The organism is Pelovirga sp. C15f, assembly GCF_057178085.1.
Genome location: NZ_JBXUCV010000003.1, coordinates 87,008 through 107,177 on the forward strand (window position 1 = coordinate 87,008; position 20,170 = coordinate 107,177).

A 20,170-nucleotide genomic window follows, 5' to 3' on the forward strand; every position below is an offset into this window, starting at 1 on the left:
TTTTTTTGGTAGACTGAGTGACCTTTACGACAATGGATATTATTAGATGGCATTGAGAGCATTTCTGCAACAGCTGCTGAGAGACAATGAAGTCAAAAGAGTAACGACTGAGGTCAGCCCTGATCTTGAAATCGCAGCAGTGTGTCGGCGGGAATATCTGTCTGCTTCCGGCGGGGATGCCCTTTTGTTTGAGTCAGTTAAAGGAACAGCGGTTCAGATTGCAGCTAACCTGTTCGGCTCCAGTGCCCGGTTGCTGAAGATGCTGGAAGTTGATGAAAGGGGTCTGATACAAAAGATCAGAACAATGATCGCTTCGGGCGGGCAGGAAGCTGCAATAAATCTGACGAATGCTTGTCACGCTGTTTCCAACGATTCCCCTGAGCCGGATTATCAGCACGGAGAGTTGTCCTTGTATGATATCCCGGCACTGCGTAGTTGGCCGGGAGAAGAAAATCGCTATTTAACCCTGGCACTGTCCCATAGTGTTTCACCCGCTACCGGGGTTTGTAACCTGGGGCTTTATCGCGCAGCATTGGTTGGTGAGCGGGAAATTGCCCTGAATTTCGCACTGGGTTCCGGTGCCGCTGAACATCTTGAAATAGCGGAGTCCCGGGGGGAATCACTTCCGGTCGCCCTTATCCTTGGGGGGGATCCGGCGTTGTTCTGGGCTGCAGCAGCACCCTTGCCCCGTAGCTGTAATGAGTATGGCTTTGCCGCTGCGATAACCGGTCGGGCGATCACCTTTTCGCCCTGCCTGACCCAACCATTGAAGGTTCCTGCAAGTGCCGAAATTCTTATTGAGGGTGAGATAAAACCAGGAGCAAGGGTCAGCGAAGGTCCATTTGGTAATCATACCGGACAATATGTGAAGCGCGAAGATTGTCCGCTCATGGAGGTCACAGCGATTCGCCACCGAAATCATCCCATCCTTCCGGTCACAGTCGTTGGCCCTCCACCGAGTGAGAATATCCAGCTGGCGAAGCTTAACCAACTGTTGCTGCGTGAAATGCTTAGATTTGATTTTCCGCTGATCACCGATCTTGTTATGCCGGAAATGACAGCATTTCATGGAGTTGCGGTTATTGCCGTCAGGCAGTGCTCTGTAACAGATATTGCCGGTTTGATTTGTCAGCTGCGTGCAGTGACTTGCCTCGGTCGATCCCGCCTGCTGGTGCTGGTGGATGATGACATTAATATTCACGATTGCAACTTGAGCTGGTGGCGGGCCATTAACTTGCTGGAACCGGATCGGGTCATCGCTAACGGTAAAGGGTTCATCCTCAACGCGACAGGGGTTAACAGGGGTCAATTGGTTACAGAAGATCTGGGGACAACAGCTCTGGTTGAAAGTCAGGACTATCAGATATCGAGGGAAACGCCGGTGTCTTTACAGCCATGACAGATCAATATTGTGAGGATCGTGAACGTGCCTTGACCACACTGCAACAGGTGTTTGGCTTTCAGAGTTTTCGACCCCATCAGGAAGATGTCATTGTCAGTCTGATTAGCGGTCGTGACGCCTTTATTCTGATGCCTACCGGAGGCGGAAAGTCGATCTGTTTCCAGATTCCAGCCCTGATCAGAACGGGGGTAACGATCGTTGTGTCACCTCTGATCGCCTTGATGAAAGACCAGGTAGACAGTTTGATTGCCCTGGGGATTCGCGCGGCCTGTTATAATTCGAGCCTGACAGCGGGAGAAGGTCGCGCGGTTCTTGAGCAGTTGCGTCAGCATCAGCTTGATTTGCTCTATGTGGCCCCTGAGCGCGTGATGAGCGCTGATTTTATAAACCTATTGCAGGGGGTGACACCAGCCCTGTTCGCAATTGACGAGGCGCATTGCATCTCCCAGTGGGGCCATGATTTTCGCCCGGAATATATTCGTCTGGGGCAGTTGCGCACTATTTTTCCCACCGTACCGATCGCAGCCCTGACGGCAACGGCAGAAAAACAGACGCGTGCGGATATCATCAGCTGCCTGCAACTGAAGGATCCATATCGGGTAGTGTGCGGATTTGATCGGCCCAATATCCGCTATAGCCTCGTTGATAAAGTGAAGCCGTACCAGCAGCTTGGTGAATTTTTATTTCGTTATAGAGATCAGGCTGGGATTGTTTATTGCTTAAGTCGTAAGCGGGTTGAAGAAGTCGCCGATAAATTAAACCGGGACGGGTATAGGGCCGCAGCCTATCATGCCGGGCTGGGTCCGGAAGTGCGGCGCTCGGTGCAGGAAAATTTTCTGCGCGATGATGTTCAGATTATCGTCGCTACTGTGGCGTTCGGCATGGGTATCGACAAACCCAATGTGCGTTTTGTCGTACATTATGACCTGCCAAAAAATATTGAAGGTTTTTACCAGGAAACCGGGCGCGCCGGTCGTGACGGGTTGCCTGCGGAAGCATTGCTCCTGTTCGGTTACGCGGATATTGCCCTTCTGCGAGGATTTATAGAAAAAATCGAGGACCCTGAGCAGTTGCGCACTGAGTTGCATAAACTCAACGCCATGGTGGCTTTTGCCGAAGCGGGGATCTGCCGGCGGCGGATCCTATTGGGTTATTTTGGCGAGATGATCGAAGCGGATTGCGGTAACTGCGATAATTGTCTGCATCCGCCCGAACAATATGATGCTACAGAATCTGCGCGCAAAGCGTTATCCTGCGTCTACCGGGTTGGCCAGGGTTTTGGCATTGGACATGTGGTCGATGTCTTGCGTGGCGCTGAAAATCAACGGATCAAAACAATCAAACATGATCGGCTCTCAACCTATGGGATAGGAAAGGATGTCAGCCGCGACAACTGGAATTATTTGCTGCGGCAATTGATTCAGCTGGGCTATCTCGAGCAGGATGTTGCCCGCTACTCGATACTGAAGCTGACTGAACAGGCGCGGCCGTTGCTGCGAGGCGAAGAAAAGCTCAAGCTGTGCAAGCCGCGAATCAGGGTGCAGCGCGGCAAAAAGAATGAGCATAAGATTAAGGGGCAGCATTACGATCCGGCGTTGTTTGAAGAGCTGCGCAGGGTACGTAAACAGATAGCCGATCGTGACGGTGTTCCACCCTATGTTGTATTTGGTGATGCGAGCCTGGCGGAAATGGCCCTTGCATTGCCGACCAGTGAGGGTGAATTGATGGCTATCAATGGCGTTGGACAAGTTAAACTGCAACGTTACGGTAATGATTTTATCGAGGCGATCAACGGCTTTCTCTGTCGTTAATCCTAAGGTCCAGGAGGTATTTTGAAAGTCATATCATTTAACATCAATGGATTGCGGGCACGTTATCATCAGTTACAGGCGCTGGTCGAAAAGTATGATCCCGACATCATCGGTTTGCAGGAAACCAAGGTTCACGACAGCGAATTTCCCCACGAACAGTTGGCGGCCCTGGGCTATCATATTGTTCATCATGGACAGAAGGCGCACTATGGGGTTGCAACCCTGTCACGCCGGCAGCCCCTGTCGGTGATGAAGGGATATCCCAATGAAGACCCGGAACATCAACGGCGAACCCTGATCACCGCTTATCAGCTGACTGATGGCGCCACTGTAACGATTGTTAATGGTTACTTTCCGCAAGGGGAAAGTCGCCACCATCCGGTAAAATTCCCTCATAAACGCGATTACTATGAAAATCTGCACAATTGGCTGACAAATGAAGCAGACCCGGAAGACCAGTTAGTTGTTCTCGGGGATTTGAATGTGGCGCCGACGGATGCGGATATCGGCATAGGTGAAGAAAATGCCAACCGCTGGCTGCGCACCGGTAAATGCAGTTTTCTGCCGGAAGAACGCAGCTGGTATGAAAAACTATATGGCTGGGGCCTGCTGGATACCTGGCGGACATTGAACCCGACTGTGAGCGATCAATTCAGCTGGTTCGATTATCGCTCACGTGGCTTTGAAGCCGATCCCCGCCGCGGGTTAAGGATCGATATGATCCTGGCGACCAGGAAGTTACAGCAGCATTGTGTTGCCGCCGGCATCGACTACGAACTGCGCAGTATGGAAAAACCCTCTGACCACTGCCCGATTTGGGCTGAGTTTGCACTCTGAGCCCGCACCGGGCGGATAATAAAAACGATCAATTTGCGAAGCAGCTATGAAAACTGTCAGTGATTAAAATCGCCAGTTGACGAAGACCATGGCCGGAGCAATTTCGTTGGGAAAATTGGAAAACCACTGCTTTGTTTCGTTCATGATGTTGATCAGACCAATCTGGATGCCTTGCTCAGCAGTTTCTGAATAGTTTAGAAATCCAATCTGCAGGCCATTCAGCTTCCCCGCATAGTTGAATGCCGACCATTGGACTCCTGATAAAGTACCGGAAGCGTAGTTTCCAAGCCACGCCAGCTGGACCCCACGATAGTTCTCAGCATAATTTCCCAGCAAGCCGAGCGACAGTCCTGAGCTGTCACCTGTTGAACCGTTGATGATACCTAGCGCGAAAGCTTTCTGTGGATTTTCGCTCCAGATGCCAATAGAAGCCCCATTGATGAAGGTAGTTCTGGCCTCGAGAGCGACATCCGGAACCAGGCTGAGCTGCAGGCTACTGTTGTTTGCGAAGGCGCTGGTAGCGAAAAAGCAACAAAGTAAAACTAACAAAAACTTCTTCATCGATGTTCTCCTTTTTCTGGTGTTGAAGCCCAAGTATAAGCAGAAAAGGCCCAATAAATTAGACCATTTACTGATAACTGCCAGGCCACAGGGACTAGAGTTTATTCTGATTATGTACTTTACCACATCTAGATATAAACCAACATTTCTGTATCCTTCAGAGTTTATATTGGAATCCCATGAATTCAACCAGTGGTGAGATTTTTCCGGAAAGGAAAAATAACTTGAACGTTGATTTTTCAGTCAAACGGATAGACAGGGGTTTCATAACAGAACAAAAGCTCGCTCGCAACATTTACATCACCTTTACATCGATATTGGTATGCTGATAATCAGGATTCCATCACCAGTAAAACGGACGCGTAAAATCATGACAAGGAGGTAAAGATTTCGTGCTGAGCTAAAACGTCCATTGCTGCTACGTACTAATGACCATTCTTGAAAAGAGAGGTGAAACATGAAAAAACTAATTGCCCTGACAACTTTTATGCTGCTGGTTCTGGCCTCGGTGGGGTTTGCCGCTATCACTCCTGAGGATGTCGAAAGGGTTGATTTAAGCAACCAGAGCAACCTGAAGTTCAAAAACCTGCCCCAGTATCAGTCTTACCAGAGAAACAACGAAGATACACAAATGACCGAATACGCGGGTTCTGTGCCCCACCGCAAGCATGACAATGTCAACCCGTTGCCCGAGGGCTATAAGCATGCTCAGCCGTATCTGAAAAATTTGTGGCTCGGCTACGCCTTCAGTTATCAGTATGATCGTGCCCGTGGTCATACCTATGCTTTTGATGATGTGTTCAAGATTGACCGCATCAATCGTTACAGTGAGAAGGCCGGTTTGCCGGCAACCTGTATCAACTGTAAAACCAACACCATTCCCGACTTTATTAACGCCTTTGGTGATGAGTTCTGGTCCTCCGAGTTTCATATGTATCGGCCGGTTCACGACGGTAAAATGAACTCCATCGGCTGTACCAATTGCCATGACCAGGAAAATAACTTCAGGCTGGCGATTACCAGTGTTCCTTTGGACGATGCCCTGAAACGTCAGGGCAAAGACTGGCGTGAAGCATCCCGCAACGAAATGCGGTCCCTGGTCTGTGCCCAGTGTCATGTCGAGTACTACTTTGAGACCGGTGTTCACGGTGTTGCTGCCAAGCCTCACTTCCCCTGGGACAACGGCATGAACCCTGATAATATGTATGAATTTTACAGCAATGGTCGCCCGACACCTGATGGCTTCAAAGGGCAATTTGTTGACTGGAATCACGCGGTTTCCAAGTCCCCGATGATCAAAACCCAGCACCCTGAATATGAGATGTACAGCGATAGTATTCACGGCGCGAACGGTGTGTCCTGTGCCGATTGTCACATGCCGCGCATCAAGTCGGGTCCGGCAACCATTTCCTCCCACCACTGGACCTCGCCCCTCAAGGACGATGAGGGGATGAGCGCCTGTATGGGCTGTCACGGTGACAAGACGCCTGAATTCATGAAAGGCCGGGTTGAATATCACCAGGAGAAAGTCTGGAAGCAACTGAATATTGCCCAGGAAAAATCGGCACGAGCCCATGAAGCGGTGCGCATGGCTTCCGAACACCCCGACCTGTCCCCGCAAAACAATACCATCCTGAACGAAGCCCGTGAACTGGTGCGAAAAGGTCAGTGGTTCTGGGATTATGTGTCGGCAGAAAACTCCGCCGGTTTCCACAACCCAAGCAAAGCCCTTGAGACTCTGGCCCTGTCGCAACAGTACAGTGATCAGGCCACCCAACTGGCAATCCGCGCCACCGACTATGCCATTGCCAAGGCCATGGATAAACCGATTAATGAGCTGGTGCCGCCGATCATGGAGCACAGCCGTAAGCTGCAGCAGAGCCAGGCACATCTGGATTCTCACCCCTGGTTGGGCTACCTGCCCCTGTTGCCGGAAGCTGATTTGGTCTGGAACGGCTATGAAAGAGTAAAATAGGCCAAAACCAACACCACTTCGATTAACCAGTCGGGGCAGGGGTGGTGACACTCCTGCCCTGAAAGGGAGTTAGATATGAAACAAAAAAGCTCAATCGTCTGGATCGTGGTCGTGGTTGTCCTGGCAGTGGTTCTTCTGGGAACCTGGGGATTGGCCGCGAAAACGTCAACGGATAATTTCTGTGTAACCTGCCATGCCTATGAAAAGGTTTCATGGGACCATGGCCAGCACCCGGACATCGGCTGTATCGCCTGTCACACCAAAGGGATAATCAAGGATAAAACCGCCGGTATGCGTAAAGTGTTCCTGACCCTGACCGATCAGGTCGATCCGCACCGTGACAATCTGCCCAGTTACCTGGAAAAAACCCATGAAAACTGTGTTGCCTGTCACATGACGGAAGAAATCGTGGAGATGCTGCCGCACTTCAAGGCGCGGCACGATGAGTATCTCAAAGCCACTCCGACCTGCATGGGGTGCCATGATGCCGGCCACACCCTCAAGCTCAAGGATCTGCGTAAAGAAAATGCCCGCTTGAGGATCTGATCCGTAGATCGGTCGAATCAGATCCTGAACAGACCTGGCCCCCGCTTCCGACTGGAAACGGGGGCTTTTTCGATCTCTAGAGGATCAACCTTCGAATCGATATCCCTGACCCAATACCGTGACTATATATTTCGAAGCTGCCGCATCGTCCTCCAGCTTCTGACGCAGATGCTGGATGTGGACATCGATGACCCTGCTCCAGGAGTAGATCGGCGAGTCTTTCCACAGGGTGCGCCGTATTTCTTCCCGGGTCACCAGCCGCCCACGATTTTCTGCCAGAAAGGTCAGCAGCTGAAACTGTTTAGGGGTCAGTGCGACCGGTTCGCCGCGCAGGGAAGCCTGGTGATTGGCTACATCTACCAGCAGATCGCCGGCACAGATGGTGATAGCTGGTCCCGCGACCGGGGTCTGTCGCAAGCGGGCGCGGATCCGCGCAAGGAGCTCACAGGTTTCGAAGGGTTTGACCACATAATCATCAGCACCGGTCTCAAGGCCGATGATTTTGTCCTGCAGTTTATCACGGGCGGTCAGCATAATGACCGGTATCTGCGGATGGGTCGCTTTGCATTCCTCACAAAAAGTGAGACCATCGCCATCGGGCAGAGTCAGATCGAGGATAATCAAAGATGGAGAAGCGGTCTTAAGAACCTCACGCGCATCAGCCAGATTGGCGGCAGTGATGACATCGAAACCGTGCAGTCCGAGGTTGGCTTTAAGAACGGTGCGGATATCGGCATCATCATCAACCGCCAGCAGGGTTATTTTCTCACTGTTGCTCATGAGTGAATCTGCTCCTGATTGTGGGGATGAACAGGCAGGGTGAAATGCACACAGACGCCGCTTCCGTCGTCGGGGTCAGTAATGCCGATGGAACCGCCGTGGGCGGCAATAATAACGCGACATATTGCCAGTCCAAGTCCGCTCCCCCCCTTTTCCCCGGCGCGATAGAAACGCTCAAAGACCTTTTCTCGTTGTTCAACCGGTATGCTTTCCCCCTGATTGCAGACCTTCACCTGAACATAGCCATTATTAAATCCGGCACAGACAATAAGAGAAGAATGTTCCCTGGCGAACTTGACGGCGTTACCGAGCAGATTGATCAGCACCTGACGCAGACGATCCTCGTCGGCTTCAATGAGGGGCAACTCAGAAGGCAAGGTGCAAAGATCGAGACTGCGGCGTTGCGCATCATAGGTAAAAGACTGAACGCATTCGCTGATGATATCCATCAGATCGATCCGCGTCAGGTTCAGTGCTCGTTCCGCACCGGCTTCGATATATTCGATATCGAGCATGGTATGTACCATGCGGATCAGACGCTCAGTGTTTTTCTGGACAATTTCAAAAAATTCCAGCAGGTCGTCAGGGCGGGCAGCATCAAGGGGTGATGCTTGCTTCATCCGCGCAGTAATATATTCCACGGCCCCCCTGATCGAGGTCAGAGGCGTGCGCAGCTCATGGGCAGCGCGGGCAAGAAACTCAGATTTGCGTTCGCTGGCATCACGAATCTGCTGGTTGAGCTGTTGCAGTTCAAGCGTCGCATCGCGGACCTTGTCTTCGAGTTCTGATTGGTACTCTGAAAGGCTGGCGGCCATCTCCTCGAAAGAGCGAGACAATTCTTCGAATTCGTCACCGCTGCGCACAATAGCGGCGGGAGGGGGGCCTTTTTCCGAAAAATGACGGATCGATGTCGTCAGTTCATCGACCGGTACCAGGACCATGCGGCGTAAAAAATACAGCAGGGTACTGCTGAGCAGAATCACCAGCAACAGCATGGAGCCGAACATCAGATTACGATTGGTTTTGGCCTCAGCAAAGATTTTTCCCAACGGCAGGGTGACGCTGATGGCACCGCGGACCCCCCCGACCTGGTATCCCTGATGACAAGCAAGACAGGTTTCCTCAACGTAGAGTGGTGAGATGTAGCGCAGGTAACTGGTATTATCCAGTTTCTCCATGGCAATGATTTCCTGCAGGGGTTCTTCCTCAAAGCGCAGCAAGGCCGCACGTTCGAAATCGTCAGGGGCATTTTCGGGATTCGTTAGTGTCAGGCTGGTGATGTGAAACCAGAAGAGTCCTTTGTCACGGGCATAGCTGACCAGTTCCTTGGTGACCATGGCCGGGGTTTTGCGGGTGTAGCGCCGTGCCTCGGAGCTGCTGCTCTGAGCTTGTTGCAGCGGTCCGTCCTGGGCCCAGGGGAGTTGTTCAACAAAAACTCCGCCATGATCGGAAATCCAGCGCCGCATGATGACAATCTGTTGAAATACCGCCCGTGCCTCGTTCTCAGCCTGACGGATAATGAGTTGCTGCTGACGCTCGTTGATGACGTAGAAGGTGGTACTCAAGGAGATCAGCAGAATCAGACTGCAACCGATCACCAGTTTGTAGCTAAGACTCATCTTCATTAGTCTATCCCGCGAATCCCAGGGTGATCTAAACAAGTTACCGGAAATTTCTTCACCATAGCAGATATGGACTGATTTGTCGTTTCCCCGGTTCTCAGGCTGTGCCTTTTGAGTGGAGTCTTAACAGCAATTGTCCGCTCGAAAGAATGACGGCAGCGCAAAGAAACAAACTGGTATAGCCGGCCAGATCGCTAATGACGCCCAGGATGATGGCGCCGATAAAGGCCCCACTGTCAATACCTCCGGTAAAGATGCCGGTCACCTTGCCACGGGCCGAATAGGGTTCATCGCGGATGGCCATGGCATTCAGGGCTGGAAAGAGCAGGCCGTGGCCGATGCCGAACAGAAAACCAACCATCAGCAACATCAGACCATTGTCAACAAGGGGCACCATCACTAGCCCGCCGGCAGCAATCCCCAGGCCCCAGGGAATAATTTGAATCTCTCCGACGCGATCCGCCAGTCGTCCGAGTAATATTCGGGTAACAACAGCTGCCGTCGCGTAAGCAAAAAAATAGATGGAAACAAAACTCAAGTTTTTGCTCTGGGCAAAGGGAGCAATGAAGTTCCCGGTGGCGGCCAGACCCACTCCGAAGAGTAGCGCAATCCCTCCACTGATGAGCATTTTGCGGGTTTTCAGCAGGGTAAAGAAGGAAGCAGAGGCCGGAGCGCTTGAGGCCAGCAGGCGATGCTGATCAGGGACCGGAAGGTGAAGTAAGAAGGCCGCGGACGCAAGGCCGGAAGTTGCCAGAAAAAAAACAGAAAATCCGTAGTTGAGCATGAGCGGTTCGGTGATCAAAGGGCCCAGGGCCAGGCCGATCAGTCCGGAGGTGCCGAATATGCCTATCCCTTCATTGAGCCGTTGAACCGGAATAAGATCAATAATAAAGGTAAATACCGAGGTAAAGCAGATCGCCAGTCCGATACCATGTGCGATCCTGAGCACTAGCAGCACCCCATAGTAATTTTCAAGGGGTCCTCGGAGCAACAGGTGCAACAGGGGGAGCAGGGTCATTATGATGCAACCGATACTATAGCTGCGTTTGCGCCCGATGCGGTCGATTATTTCCGCAACCCAGGGGCGGCTTAAGGCTGATGCGAGGGCAAAGATTCCCATGATGATGCCGATGTCCCGGTCGCTGCCGCCCCTCTCGATGATAAAGAGCGGAAACAGAAAAAAGGCGGCATAGCTGGAAACCAGGGCCAGGTTGGCAACAAACAGGGCGGCAAAAGCCGGAGTATACAGACGCATGAGCAGACTAGGCCAGGAATTCCGCTCCGCCCAGGGTGAGCAGAGCGAGGGTCAGATAACGAAAAGCTTTGCCGGTCGTGACCAGGACAAAAAAGCGCAGCAACGAAGTACGCAGGGTGCCGGCGACCAGACACAGGGGATCACCTGCCACCGGCAACCAGGACAACAGCAGGGATAGACTGCCGTAGCGTTGAAACCAGTTTTCCGCACGCAGCTGGTGACGAGGTTCAATGCCTAAGACCTCGCGTATCAGCCAGGGACCTCCCCAGCGACCGACCAGGTAATTGGTGGCACCGCCGAGGGTATTGCCGATGGTTGCAATCATGATAACAACCGCCGGTGATTTTCCGTCAAGCAACAACGCCACCAGCAGCCATTCAGAGCCCAGGGGGAGCAGGGTGGCTGCCAGAAAGCTGACGATAAACAGGGCCGCATAAGTATGTTCAAGAGAAATATCGGGCATGACCGGCATCATAACAGACGCTATTGTGAAAAACATAGCGCGGAAAAGCCCTTGTGGGTTACCTTGGTGAACGTGTAAATTGTTTGAGACTTTTTCACCGGAACCGTTGCAACATATGTAAGGGCCACATCATGACGATGACCAGAGAACAGGCGTTTGCCAGGATGAAAACCCTGTTGGAGATGATCAAATTCTCCCACACCATCTTTGCTTTTCCTTTTGCCCTGATGGGTGTCATTCTGGCTTCTCTGGCGAGTGGCCACGCGCCGGGGTTTGGTCAGATCTTCTGGATCTGTGTCGCCATGGTTGGGGCACGCAGCGCCGCAATGGGGGTAAATCGGCTGATTGATGCGCGCATCGATGCCGATAATCCGCGCACCGCCGAGCGTCATATCCCCAGTGGTCAGGTATCGGTGGTTGAGGCGTCCCTATTTATTCTCGTAGCAACGGCCATTTTTCTTCTTGCCGCCTGGATGCTCAATCCCCTTTGTTTCAAACTTGCTCCGGTTGTCCTTGCCCTGTTTGTGCTCTATGCTTACTGCAAGCGTTTTACCCATTACGCCCATGTCGTCCTGGGCTTGTGCCTGGCCGCTGCACCCATTGGTGCCTGGATCGCCCTGCGTGGTGATATCGGCTGGCCGGTCATTGCCCTGGGGTTGGCGGTGCTCTTCTGGGTCGCCGGTTTTGACATCTTTTACGCCTTGCAGGATTATGATTATGATGTCAAGGCCGGACTTCATTCCGTGCCATCGCGCCTGGGTATCGACAGATCCTTTACCTTGGTGCGTGTTTTTCACGCCCTGATGCTGTTATTTCTGCTGCTGGTCATGCCCGGCAGCGGCCTGGGCTGGATCTATTTTGCCGGCGTGGTCGTCGTCGCCGGGTTGCTGGTGTACGAACACAGCCTGGTTAAGCCCGACGATCTGTCACGTTTGGATGCGGCTTTTTTTAATATGAACGGTTATATCAGCGTGACGATTTTTGTATTTACTTTGATTGATGCGTTCGCGTAGAGGCGGAATTAAAAATATAGAATACAGGAGTCAGGAGGTGTCGTCGTTCTTCTGGATTCTGTTTCCTGAATTCTATATTCTGCCTTTTTCCGCGCCCCTGTGGTAAAGGATTTTAGCGCTTTATGAAAAAAATCGTTGTTGGTATCACTGGAGCCTCGGGGTCGATTTATGGTTTGCGCCTGGTCGCCGAAGTCCTCGCTGCCGGTCACCAGGTCAGTGTGCTTATCACCACTGCCGGGCGTCAGGTCACAGCTTTTGAAACCGGGCTGCAGTTAGGGGAAAGTACTCAGGAGTGCCGAGCATTGCTTGAAGACTACTTTTCCAACACCAACCAGCTTAAATACTATGCCATCGATGATTTTTTTGCGCCTATCGCCAGCGGTTCCAGCGCCCCTGACGCGGTGGTGATCTGCCCCTGTTCCATGGGGACCGCCGGTCGCATTGCTGCTGGATTATCGGATAATCTGCTTGAACGGGTTGCCGACGTTACCCTGAAAGAACGCCGACAATTAATCCTGGTACCGCGCGAAACGCCCTTCAACCAGATTCATCTGGAAAATCTGCTGCGTCTGGCGCAGGCCGGGGCAACGATCCTGCCGGCCATGCCGGGCTTTTATCATCAGCCACAAACCCTGGAAGATCTGGTGACGTTTGTCGTTGGCAAGATACTGGATACCCTGGGTGTTCCCCACCAGTTGTTCAAGCCCTGGGGTGCCGATGCGTGATGATATGGATGAATGAGGAATGCAATGGAACAGATCAGAGAGAAGATCCGCAACGCAAAACGCCTCAGTGATGAAGATGCTTTAAAGCTGTTTGAATCTTTTGAACTACTTGAAATCGGTGAGCTGGCTGCTCAGGTCAATAGAAGAAAAAACGGCAACAAGGTTTATTTCAACGTTAACCGTCACCTCAACTATACCAACCTCTGTGTCAACCAGTGTGCCTTCTGTGCCTTTGCCCGCGAAGCGGGGGATGCACGTGGTTACACTCTCGATCTCGATCAGGTGCGTGCCAAGGTGCGTGAAGCGGAGGCTGCCGGTGCCACCGAGATCCATTCTGTTGGCGGCCTGCACCCGCATCTCCCCTTCGACTTTTATCTGAAGATGCTGCGTGCCATCAAGGAAGAGTCCCCCAGGCTGCATATCAAGGCGTTCACTGCTGTTGAAATTGATTACTTTGCGAGAATCAGCGGTAAAACGGTAATCGCTGTTGTTCGTGATCTCAAGGAGGCGGGCCTGGGCTCCATGCCCGGTGGCGGTGCCGAGATCTTAGGTCAACGGGTGCGCGATCAGATCTGTCCGGAAAAAATCAGTGGCAAACGCTGGTTGGAGATTACCGAGATCGTTCACAACTGTGGCCTGCGCACCAATGCAACCATGTTGTTCGGTCATCTGGAGAGTTACGCCGACCGGGTTGAGCACTTGCGCCTGTTGCGTGAACTTCAGGATCGTACCGGGGGCTTCCAGAGCTTTATCCCCCTGGCGTTCCAGCCCGACAATACCAGGGTGCCGGGAGCGACCGGTGTCAGCGGTATTGATGCCTTGAAAACCCTCGCCATCAGCCGTCTCTATCTCGACAATTTCCAGCATATCAAGGCCTACTGGGTGATGCTCGGCATGAAAATCGCTCAGGTAGCTCTGTGCTTTGGGGTCAATGACATTGATGGCACTGTGATCGAAGAAAAAATCGGTCACGATGCCGGTGCTGATTCTCCCCAGGTACTGACTCGTGAACAGCTGATCACCCTGATCCGCAATGCCGGCCGTCAACCGGTGGAGCGAGATACCCTCTATCGGGAAATCCGGGAGTATTGACAACGTGAACTTGGTACCGACGATCACCCGCGAACGGGCCCTGAAGCTGCTGACCAAGGCCGACCTTCTGGAAGTCGGTAAACTGGCCGATGCGATCCGGCAACAAAAACATCCCCAGCGGCGCGTGACCTTTGTCGTTGACCGCAACGTCAACTATTCCAACATCTGTGAGTCGAAGTGCCGCTTCTGCGCTTTTTACCGCAACGATGGGGATGCGGACGCCTATCTGCTCGATTATGAGGCGATTTTTGCCAAGGTTCAGGAACTGGTGGATAATGACGGAACCCAGCTGTTGATGCAGGGGGGATTGCACCCGACCCTTACGATTGACTGGTTTGAAGAGTTGTTCCGCCAACTGCGGCAGCGTTTTCCCCAGGTACAGATTCACTCTCTGTCGCCGGCGGAAGTCATTCATGTCGCCAAACTCTCCGGCATCAGTATGGAAGACTGCTTGCGGCGGTTGCAGGCAGCAGGTTTGGCATCGGTACCGGGTGGTGGCGCCGAGGTGCTGGTGGATGAGGTACGCCAGGAGATTTCCCCTGACAAGATCGGCTGGCGCCAGTGGGCAAGTGTTATGGAAGAGGCTCATGGTTTAGGGATGCGAACGACCGCGACCATGATGTTCGGCAGTCGCGAAAAACCGCAAGATATTGTCGAACATTTGTTCCGGGTGCGTGAGATCCAGGAGCGTACCGGTGGTTTTACCGCTTTTATCCCCTGGACTTTTCAGCCTGATAACACCGAACTGGGTGGCGAAAAGGCCGGTGGTGTCGAGTATCTCAAGGTGTTGGCTCTGTCACGCATTGTTCTCGATAATATCGACAACATCCAGGCGAGCTGGGTAACCCAGGGGGCAGCAATGGCGCAAGTGGCTCTGTTCTTCGGCGCCAATGACTTAGGCGGTACCATGCTTGAAGAAAATGTTGTCGCCGCCGCCGGTGTTTCTTTTCGCATGTCCCGGCAGGAGATTGTCGGCCTGGCGCGCGGCGCCGGCTTTACCCCTGCCCGGCGGACCACGGAATATCAGATTCTGGAGGAGTACTAGCTTATGCTGCCATTACGTAAAAATATCGCCGAGATGAAAGGCTACGTTCCCGGATTTCAACCCGACGGTCAGGGCTGGATCAAGCTGAATACCAATGAGAATCCCTACCCCCCGTCACCGCAGGTGGTTGCGGCGCTCTGGGAAGAGTTGGGGGATGATGGTGGCGGATTACGCAAATACCCTGATGCCGGCAGCAAGGAAGCGCGAACAGTTGCGGCGGAGCTTTACGGGGTTGATCCGTCCTGGGTGATCATGGCTAACGGTTCTGATGAACTGCTCAACAACCTGATTCGCGCTTTTGTTGCTGAAGGAGAGGAGATTGCCTATCTTCACCCCTCCTATTCCTATTATGCCACCCTGGCGGAAATCCAGGGGGCAAAGGTGCGGACCTTCAGTCTGAGCGACGATGGCCGGATTGATTTCCCCGACCGCTATCATGGCAAGCTGTTTTTTCTCACCAGTCCCAATGCTCCTCTGGGCTGTGCCTTTGGCAATGACACCATCGCCGATCTGGCAAGGCGCTGCAGCGGCGTACTGGTGGTCGATGAAGCCTATGTCGACTTTGCCCGCGAATCGGCTTTGGAGCTGGTGAGACAATATGAAAATGTGGTCGTTACCCGCACCTTCTCCAAGAGTTACGGCCTGGCCGGAATGCGCTTGGGGCTGGCGGTGGCGCGTCCTGAAGTGGTGGCGGCGCTGGATAAGATCCGTGATCACTATCACCTTGATCGCCTGGCCCTGGTGGCGGCAACTGCGGCCCTGCAGGATCAGGACTATCTGCGCTCTACGGTTGCAAGAATCTGTCGAAACCGGGATGAGGTGCGCGATAAACTGATAAGTTGCGGTTATCGGGTGCTCCCATCGCAGGCCAACTACCTGTTTGTCAGTCCTGCTGATGGCAACGGCAAGCGTGTTTATGATGCTCTCTATGCGGAAAAAATTCTGGTGCGTTATTTCTCCGATCCGCGTTTAAGCCACGGGGTACGTATCTCCATCGGTACCGAAGAGGAGCTGGCGGCAACCCTGAAGGTGCTGGCCACTCTTGGTTGATCGTCTTGTTGCGAATAAATCTGACGGCAACCGGATGGGGTTGAACGAAAGCGGCAACGGTTTGAGGGAAACAAGTGTTGCCGCGCAAGAGAAATCCCGTCCGCTTGCAGACCTTAGATCTCCAGCTATGTTGAATGGTCGTTCTCCCACTGACTTTGCCGGTTCCCTGTTAGGCTGGTATCAGCAGCAGGGGCGGAGCCTGCCCTGGCGCAATACCCGTGATCCTTACCGCATCTGGGTTTCCGAGATTATGCTGCAACAGACAACGGTGGCGACGGTGCTCGGGCGGTATGATGTGTTTCTTCAACAATTTCCGACCCTCGCCGATCTGGCAACGGCACCGGTGGAGCAGGTGATCGATGCCTGGGCGGGGCTCGGTTATTACTCACGGGCGCGTAACCTGCATCATGCCGCTGGTCGGATTCAGACTGAGTACGCCGGCATTTTTCCGGCAGATCCTGATATTCTGCAGCAGCTTCCCGGGATTGGTCGCTCCACTGCCGGGGCGATTGTCTCTTTGGCTTTTGATCGCTCTGCGCCAATTCTTGATGCCAACGTGCGCCGCGTTTTATGCCGCCTGTTTGCCCTGCAGCAGCCACCGCGCTCTGCTGCGGCAGAAAAAATGTTGTGGAAGTGGTCAGAATTGCTGACCCCGACACAGCAGGTTCACGATTATACGCAGGCGATGATGGACCTGGGGGCAATGATTTGTCTACCGACAAATCCGCAGTGCGAATCGTGCCCGGTGAACACTTATTGTCTGGCGTATCATCAGGGTTTGCAGCAGGATATTCCCCTGAAAACCGTGAAAAAATCGATTCCAACCCGGTATCAGGCGGTTGTGGTATTACAACGGCAGGGACGTCTGCAGGTACGCCGGCGCCCGGTGGATGGTTTTCTTGGCGGACTGTGGGAGTTTCCGGCCCTCGATCTTGACAGTCCAGACATGGCTGAAGCTGTAGTTCGGCGCTTTTTACTTGAGGTGGGGTACGGCTATGAGCCTGTCCCGGTTGGAACCAGTCGCCATATTTACAGTCATTTCAAACTTGAATCGCTGGTATATCTGGTGAATCTTACCGACAGTTTGCTGATTGCGGAAACGACAGGTCAGTGGAAAACCAGAGCGGAACTGGAAGAGTTGGCTCTGCATGGTGCTCATAAGAAGGTATTTGAGAAGGTTAGAACTGCAGGTGTGTGATCTGCGGATAATAAAAAACAAGGACAATAAGAATGTCATTACCCATGATTTTAACACGCGCAACGGAAGTTGCAGATTTTGCCGCCGAGCTTGCCGGACATGAATCCTTCGCCGTCGATCTCGAGGCCGACTCCATGCACAATTATCAGGAGAAGGTTTGCCTGCTGCAATTTACCACGCCACAACGAACGGTGTTGATCGATCCGCTGGCGGTTAACAATTTGGACTCTCTCAAGCCGCTGTTTGCCAATCCTGATCAGCCCAAGATCTTCCATGCCGCTGATTACGACATCCGCTCCCTGGGACGTGATTTTGGTATTTCTGTCAGCGGGCTGTTCGATACCATGATCAGTTGCCAGTTTCTCGGCGAGGAGCGCTTTGGCCTGGCCGATGTTCTAAATAAATATTTTGGCGTCGAGCTGAACAAGCGGTTTCAACGTGCTGACTGGTCGCTACGCCCCTTGTCAGCCGACATGATCCGCTATGCCGCTGAAGATACTTGCCATCTACATGACCTGGCGCAATTGCTTAAAGATAAGCTGCTGGAAAAAGGGCGGCTCGAATGGGTTAAGGAGGAATGTGGGCTGCTCGAACAGGTGCGTTTTTCCTGTCAGCAGGGCCCTTTGTTTTTACGTTTTAAAGGTGCCGGTTCCCTGAAACCGCGCCAGCTGGCGGCCCTGGAACATATGCTGGTTTGGCGCGATGATGAAGCCCGGCGACGGAACATTCCCCACTACAAGGTGCTGGGGAATAAGCCGCTGCTCGAACTGGCGCGGTTGCTGCCCGAGGGGCGTCATCAATTGGAAGGAATTGACGGCCTGCCTCCGCGGCTGGCGGGACGCTATGGGGGCGCGCTGCTACAGCAGATTGGCCAGGCTCTGGAACTGACCGCGGAGCAATTGCCAACCTACCCACGCAGCATCCGAAAAGAGGTTGATCCGGCAGTGGAAAGTCGCCTGACCGCATTGAAAAAATGGCGGACTAAAATGGCGACAGAGTTGCAGCTGGATCCCGGAGTGCTGATCAATAATGCCCTGCTGGAAGAGTTGGCTCAGTACAATCCCCGCAGCATGAATGATCCGGCGATTGCTGAACTCTTGAAACGCTGGCAGCAACAGGTTTTGGCGGAGGGAATTGTCGCAACACTAAAGCGAACCTAAGCGTTGCAAAAGTAAGATATAATCTGTGAGCTGTGAGCTGTGAGCCGGTGTTGTTTTGTTTACGGGAAAACTCGCCTGATGGCTCAGACATTCCTCCCTGCACTTAACAGCACCGGCCCCCGGCTTGTGACTTTTACCTGCTCTCAGGCAGAAGGCCTGGTCATGCTTGCCGGGTCAAGCAGGCGATCAAGAACCTCCTCGTCAACGCCATCGTTCAAGGCCAGCTCACGCAATGTCCGCCCGGTTTTGTGCGCCTCTTTTGCCAGTTCGGCGGAGCGGTCGTAGCCGATTTCCGGCACCAGCGCGGTCACCAGAGCCAGGCTCTGTTCGAGCAGATTACCGCAGCGTTTTTCGTCGGCCTGCAGCCCCTGCAGGCATTTTTCGTCGAAGGCGCGAATAGCATTGCTGAGCAGTTCAATGCTTTGCAGCACGTTCCACCCCATCACCGGCATCATGACGTTCAACTCGAAATTTCCCGACAAGCCTCCCAGCGACACAGTGGCATCGTTACCGATCACCTGGGCACACACCTGGATCAGGCTTTCCGCCATCACCGGATTGATTTTACCCGGCATGATCGAACTGCCCGGCTGTACTGCCGGCAGGATCAGTTCACCGATGCCGCAGCGCGGGCCGCTGGCGAGAAAACGGATATCGTTGGCGATCTTAAAGAGACTGACGGCACAATCTTTCAGGCTGCTGCTGGTTGCAACCAGAGCATCTTTTGCTCCTTGCGCTTCAAAATGGTTTCCAGCTTCACGAAACGGCAGACTGGTTTCGCGCGCAACGGCGGCAATGGTGTCAGCGGCAAATTGTGGATGGGTATTGATGCCGGTGCCGACAGCGGTTCCTCCCAGCGCCAGTTCATAGAGGCCACTGGAGCTCACCGTCAGACGTTCCTGCGCCAGTTCAACCTGGCGGGCGTAGCCTGAAAAGACCTGTCCCAGGCGGATCGGCGTTGCATCCTGAAGGTGGGTGCGGCCGATTTTGAGAATGTTGTCAAATTTTTCCGCCTTGTCATTCAGGTGCTGAAAAAACTGGTCAAGCACCGGCAACAGCTTGTGATGGAGTTCTTCCGAGCAAGCGATATGAATAGCGCTGGGGAACACGTCATTGCTCGACTGCCCCAGGTTGACCTGATCGTTGGGGTGGACGGCTTTGCTGACCATTGATTTGCCCAGTAGTTGAGCCGCCCGGTGGGCGATCACCTCATTGGCGTTCATATTGCTGCTGGTACCCGAGCCGGTCTGGAAAATATCGACAGGAAATTGCTCAAGGTGCCCCCCGTCGGCAATTTCGTGCGCGGCGTCCCGAATCGCCTCCGCGATATCCTGAGGCAACAGCCCGAGGCGATGGTTGGTTGTCGCCGCATGTTTTTTGATCAGTCCCAGAGCGCGGATCAGGGACGCCGGGAGTGGCTGTCCGGAGATGGGAAAGTTATCGATGGCACGGGCTGTTTGCGCTCCATACAGGGCTTTTTGCGGTACCTTCATCTCACCTAATGAATCCTGTTCGGTCCGATATGTGGTCATGGTGCTATCCTTTCATCATTGAATATTTGATCAGCCCCTCGTGGCTAAGAATAGCCGACTTGTCGTCAGAGTCAAAGGCGCTTTTATTCGCCTCGGGCATCGG

The 20,170-nt window shown here is 53.2% G+C and carries 18 protein-coding genes; 12 read left to right on the forward strand and 6 right to left on the reverse strand.

Annotated features, from left to right (window positions below; translation table 11 throughout):
* Window positions 1-46: 46 nt before the first annotated feature.
* From AC1931_RS09485 to xthA, 3 genes are read left to right on the forward strand one after another with little or no spacing between them, the layout of a single operon-like run.
* Window positions 47-1,399, forward strand: coding sequence for a UbiD family decarboxylase (locus AC1931_RS09485; protein ID WP_483877018.1), 1,353 nt, complete (start codon window positions 47-49; stop codon window positions 1,397-1,399).
* Window positions 1,396-3,213, forward strand: a complete 1,818-nt coding sequence (recQ, locus tag AC1931_RS09490) for a DNA helicase RecQ (protein WP_483877019.1) — start codon at window positions 1,396-1,398, stop codon at window positions 3,211-3,213. The genes AC1931_RS09485 and recQ overlap by 4 nt, the downstream gene beginning before the upstream one ends.
* Window positions 3,214-3,234: 21 nt before the next feature.
* A complete protein-coding gene (gene xthA, locus AC1931_RS09495; protein WP_483877020.1) occupies window positions 3,235-4,050 on the forward strand; it encodes an exodeoxyribonuclease III in 816 nt (271 codons plus the stop codon).
* Window positions 4,051-4,113: 63 nt separating this feature from the next.
* Here xthA and AC1931_RS09500 read toward each other — a convergent pair whose 3' ends face one another.
* A complete protein-coding gene (locus tag AC1931_RS09500; protein WP_483877021.1) occupies window positions 4,114-4,611 on the reverse strand; it encodes a hypothetical protein in 498 nt (165 codons plus the stop codon).
* Between the two features lie 457 nt (window positions 4,612-5,068).
* Here AC1931_RS09500 and AC1931_RS09505 point away from each other — a divergent pair, with 457 nt between their 5' ends.
* Together AC1931_RS09505 and AC1931_RS09510 are read left to right on the forward strand one after the other, a co-directional pair.
* A complete protein-coding gene (locus AC1931_RS09505) occupies window positions 5,069-6,586 on the forward strand; it encodes an ammonia-forming cytochrome c nitrite reductase subunit c552 (RefSeq protein ID WP_483877022.1) in 1,518 nt (505 codons plus the stop codon).
* Window positions 6,587-6,661: 75 nt separating this feature from the next.
* Window positions 6,662-7,132, forward strand: a complete 471-nt coding sequence (locus tag AC1931_RS09510; RefSeq protein WP_483877023.1) for a NapC/NirT family cytochrome c — start codon at window positions 6,662-6,664, stop codon at window positions 7,130-7,132.
* Between the two features lie 84 nt (window positions 7,133-7,216).
* On the opposite strand, the gene AC1931_RS09515 is transcribed toward AC1931_RS09510, so the two are convergent.
* The 4 genes from AC1931_RS09515 to AC1931_RS09530 all read right to left on the reverse strand — a co-directional run bounded on the left by AC1931_RS09515 (window position 7,217) and on the right by AC1931_RS09530 (window position 11,252).
* Window positions 7,217-7,912, reverse strand: a complete 696-nt coding sequence (locus AC1931_RS09515) for a response regulator transcription factor (RefSeq protein ID WP_483877024.1) — start codon at window positions 7,910-7,912, stop codon at window positions 7,217-7,219.
* Window positions 7,909-9,537 (reverse strand): sensor histidine kinase, encoded by a 1,629-nt coding sequence (locus tag AC1931_RS09520; RefSeq protein WP_483877025.1) that lies wholly within the window; start codon window positions 9,535-9,537, stop codon window positions 7,909-7,911. The genes AC1931_RS09515 and AC1931_RS09520 overlap by 4 nt, the downstream gene beginning before the upstream one ends.
* A 94-nt stretch (window positions 9,538-9,631) precedes the next feature.
* The gene (locus AC1931_RS09525) at window positions 9,632-10,789 is read right to left on the reverse strand and encodes an MFS transporter (RefSeq protein ID WP_483877026.1); all 1,158 of its coding nucleotides are present in this window, start codon (window positions 10,787-10,789) and stop codon (window positions 9,632-9,634) included.
* A gap of 7 nt (window positions 10,790-10,796) precedes the next feature.
* On the reverse strand, window positions 10,797-11,252 hold the full coding sequence (locus AC1931_RS09530) for a YqaA family protein (RefSeq protein ID WP_483877027.1): 456 nt from the start codon (window positions 11,250-11,252) through the stop codon (window positions 10,797-10,799).
* 131 nt (window positions 11,253-11,383) lie between these two features.
* Between AC1931_RS09530 and AC1931_RS09535 the strand changes: the two genes are divergently transcribed.
* From AC1931_RS09535 to AC1931_RS09565, 7 genes are all read left to right on the forward strand, one after another.
* Window positions 11,384-12,265 carry a UbiA-like polyprenyltransferase gene (locus AC1931_RS09535; RefSeq protein ID WP_483877028.1) on the forward strand — a complete coding sequence of 294 codons (882 nt, stop codon included), beginning with the start codon at window positions 11,384-11,386 and terminating at the stop codon, window positions 12,263-12,265.
* 122 nt (window positions 12,266-12,387) lie between these two features.
* Window positions 12,388-12,990 (forward strand): UbiX family flavin prenyltransferase, encoded by a 603-nt coding sequence (locus AC1931_RS09540; RefSeq protein ID WP_483877029.1) that lies wholly within the window; start codon window positions 12,388-12,390, stop codon window positions 12,988-12,990.
* A gap of 24 nt (window positions 12,991-13,014) precedes the next feature.
* Window positions 13,015-14,082, forward strand: a complete 1,068-nt coding sequence (gene mqnE / locus AC1931_RS09545) for an aminofutalosine synthase MqnE (protein ID WP_483877030.1) — start codon at window positions 13,015-13,017, stop codon at window positions 14,080-14,082.
* A 4-nt stretch (window positions 14,083-14,086) separates the two neighbouring features.
* A complete protein-coding gene (gene mqnC / locus AC1931_RS09550; protein WP_483877031.1) occupies window positions 14,087-15,127 on the forward strand; it encodes a cyclic dehypoxanthinyl futalosine synthase in 1,041 nt (346 codons plus the stop codon).
* 3 nt (window positions 15,128-15,130) lie between these two features.
* Entirely contained in the window at window positions 15,131-16,177 is a 1,047-nt protein-coding gene (gene hisC, locus AC1931_RS09555) for a histidinol-phosphate transaminase (RefSeq protein ID WP_483877032.1), read from the forward strand.
* Entirely contained in the window at window positions 16,170-17,375 is a 1,206-nt protein-coding gene (gene mutY, locus AC1931_RS09560; RefSeq protein ID WP_483877033.1) for an A/G-specific adenine glycosylase, read from the forward strand. Before hisC ends, mutY begins: the two co-directional genes overlap by 8 nt.
* Before the next feature lie 32 nt (window positions 17,376-17,407).
* Window positions 17,408-18,535 (forward strand): ribonuclease D, encoded by a 1,128-nt coding sequence (locus tag AC1931_RS09565; protein ID WP_483877034.1) that lies wholly within the window; start codon window positions 17,408-17,410, stop codon window positions 18,533-18,535.
* Between the two features lie 143 nt (window positions 18,536-18,678).
* On the opposite strand, the gene AC1931_RS09570 is transcribed toward AC1931_RS09565, so the two are convergent.
* Complete coding sequence (locus tag AC1931_RS09570) at window positions 18,679-20,067, reverse strand: class II fumarate hydratase (RefSeq protein ID WP_483877035.1); 1,389 nt, start codon at window positions 20,065-20,067, stop codon at window positions 18,679-18,681.
* Window positions 20,068-20,170 lie beyond the last annotated feature (103 nt).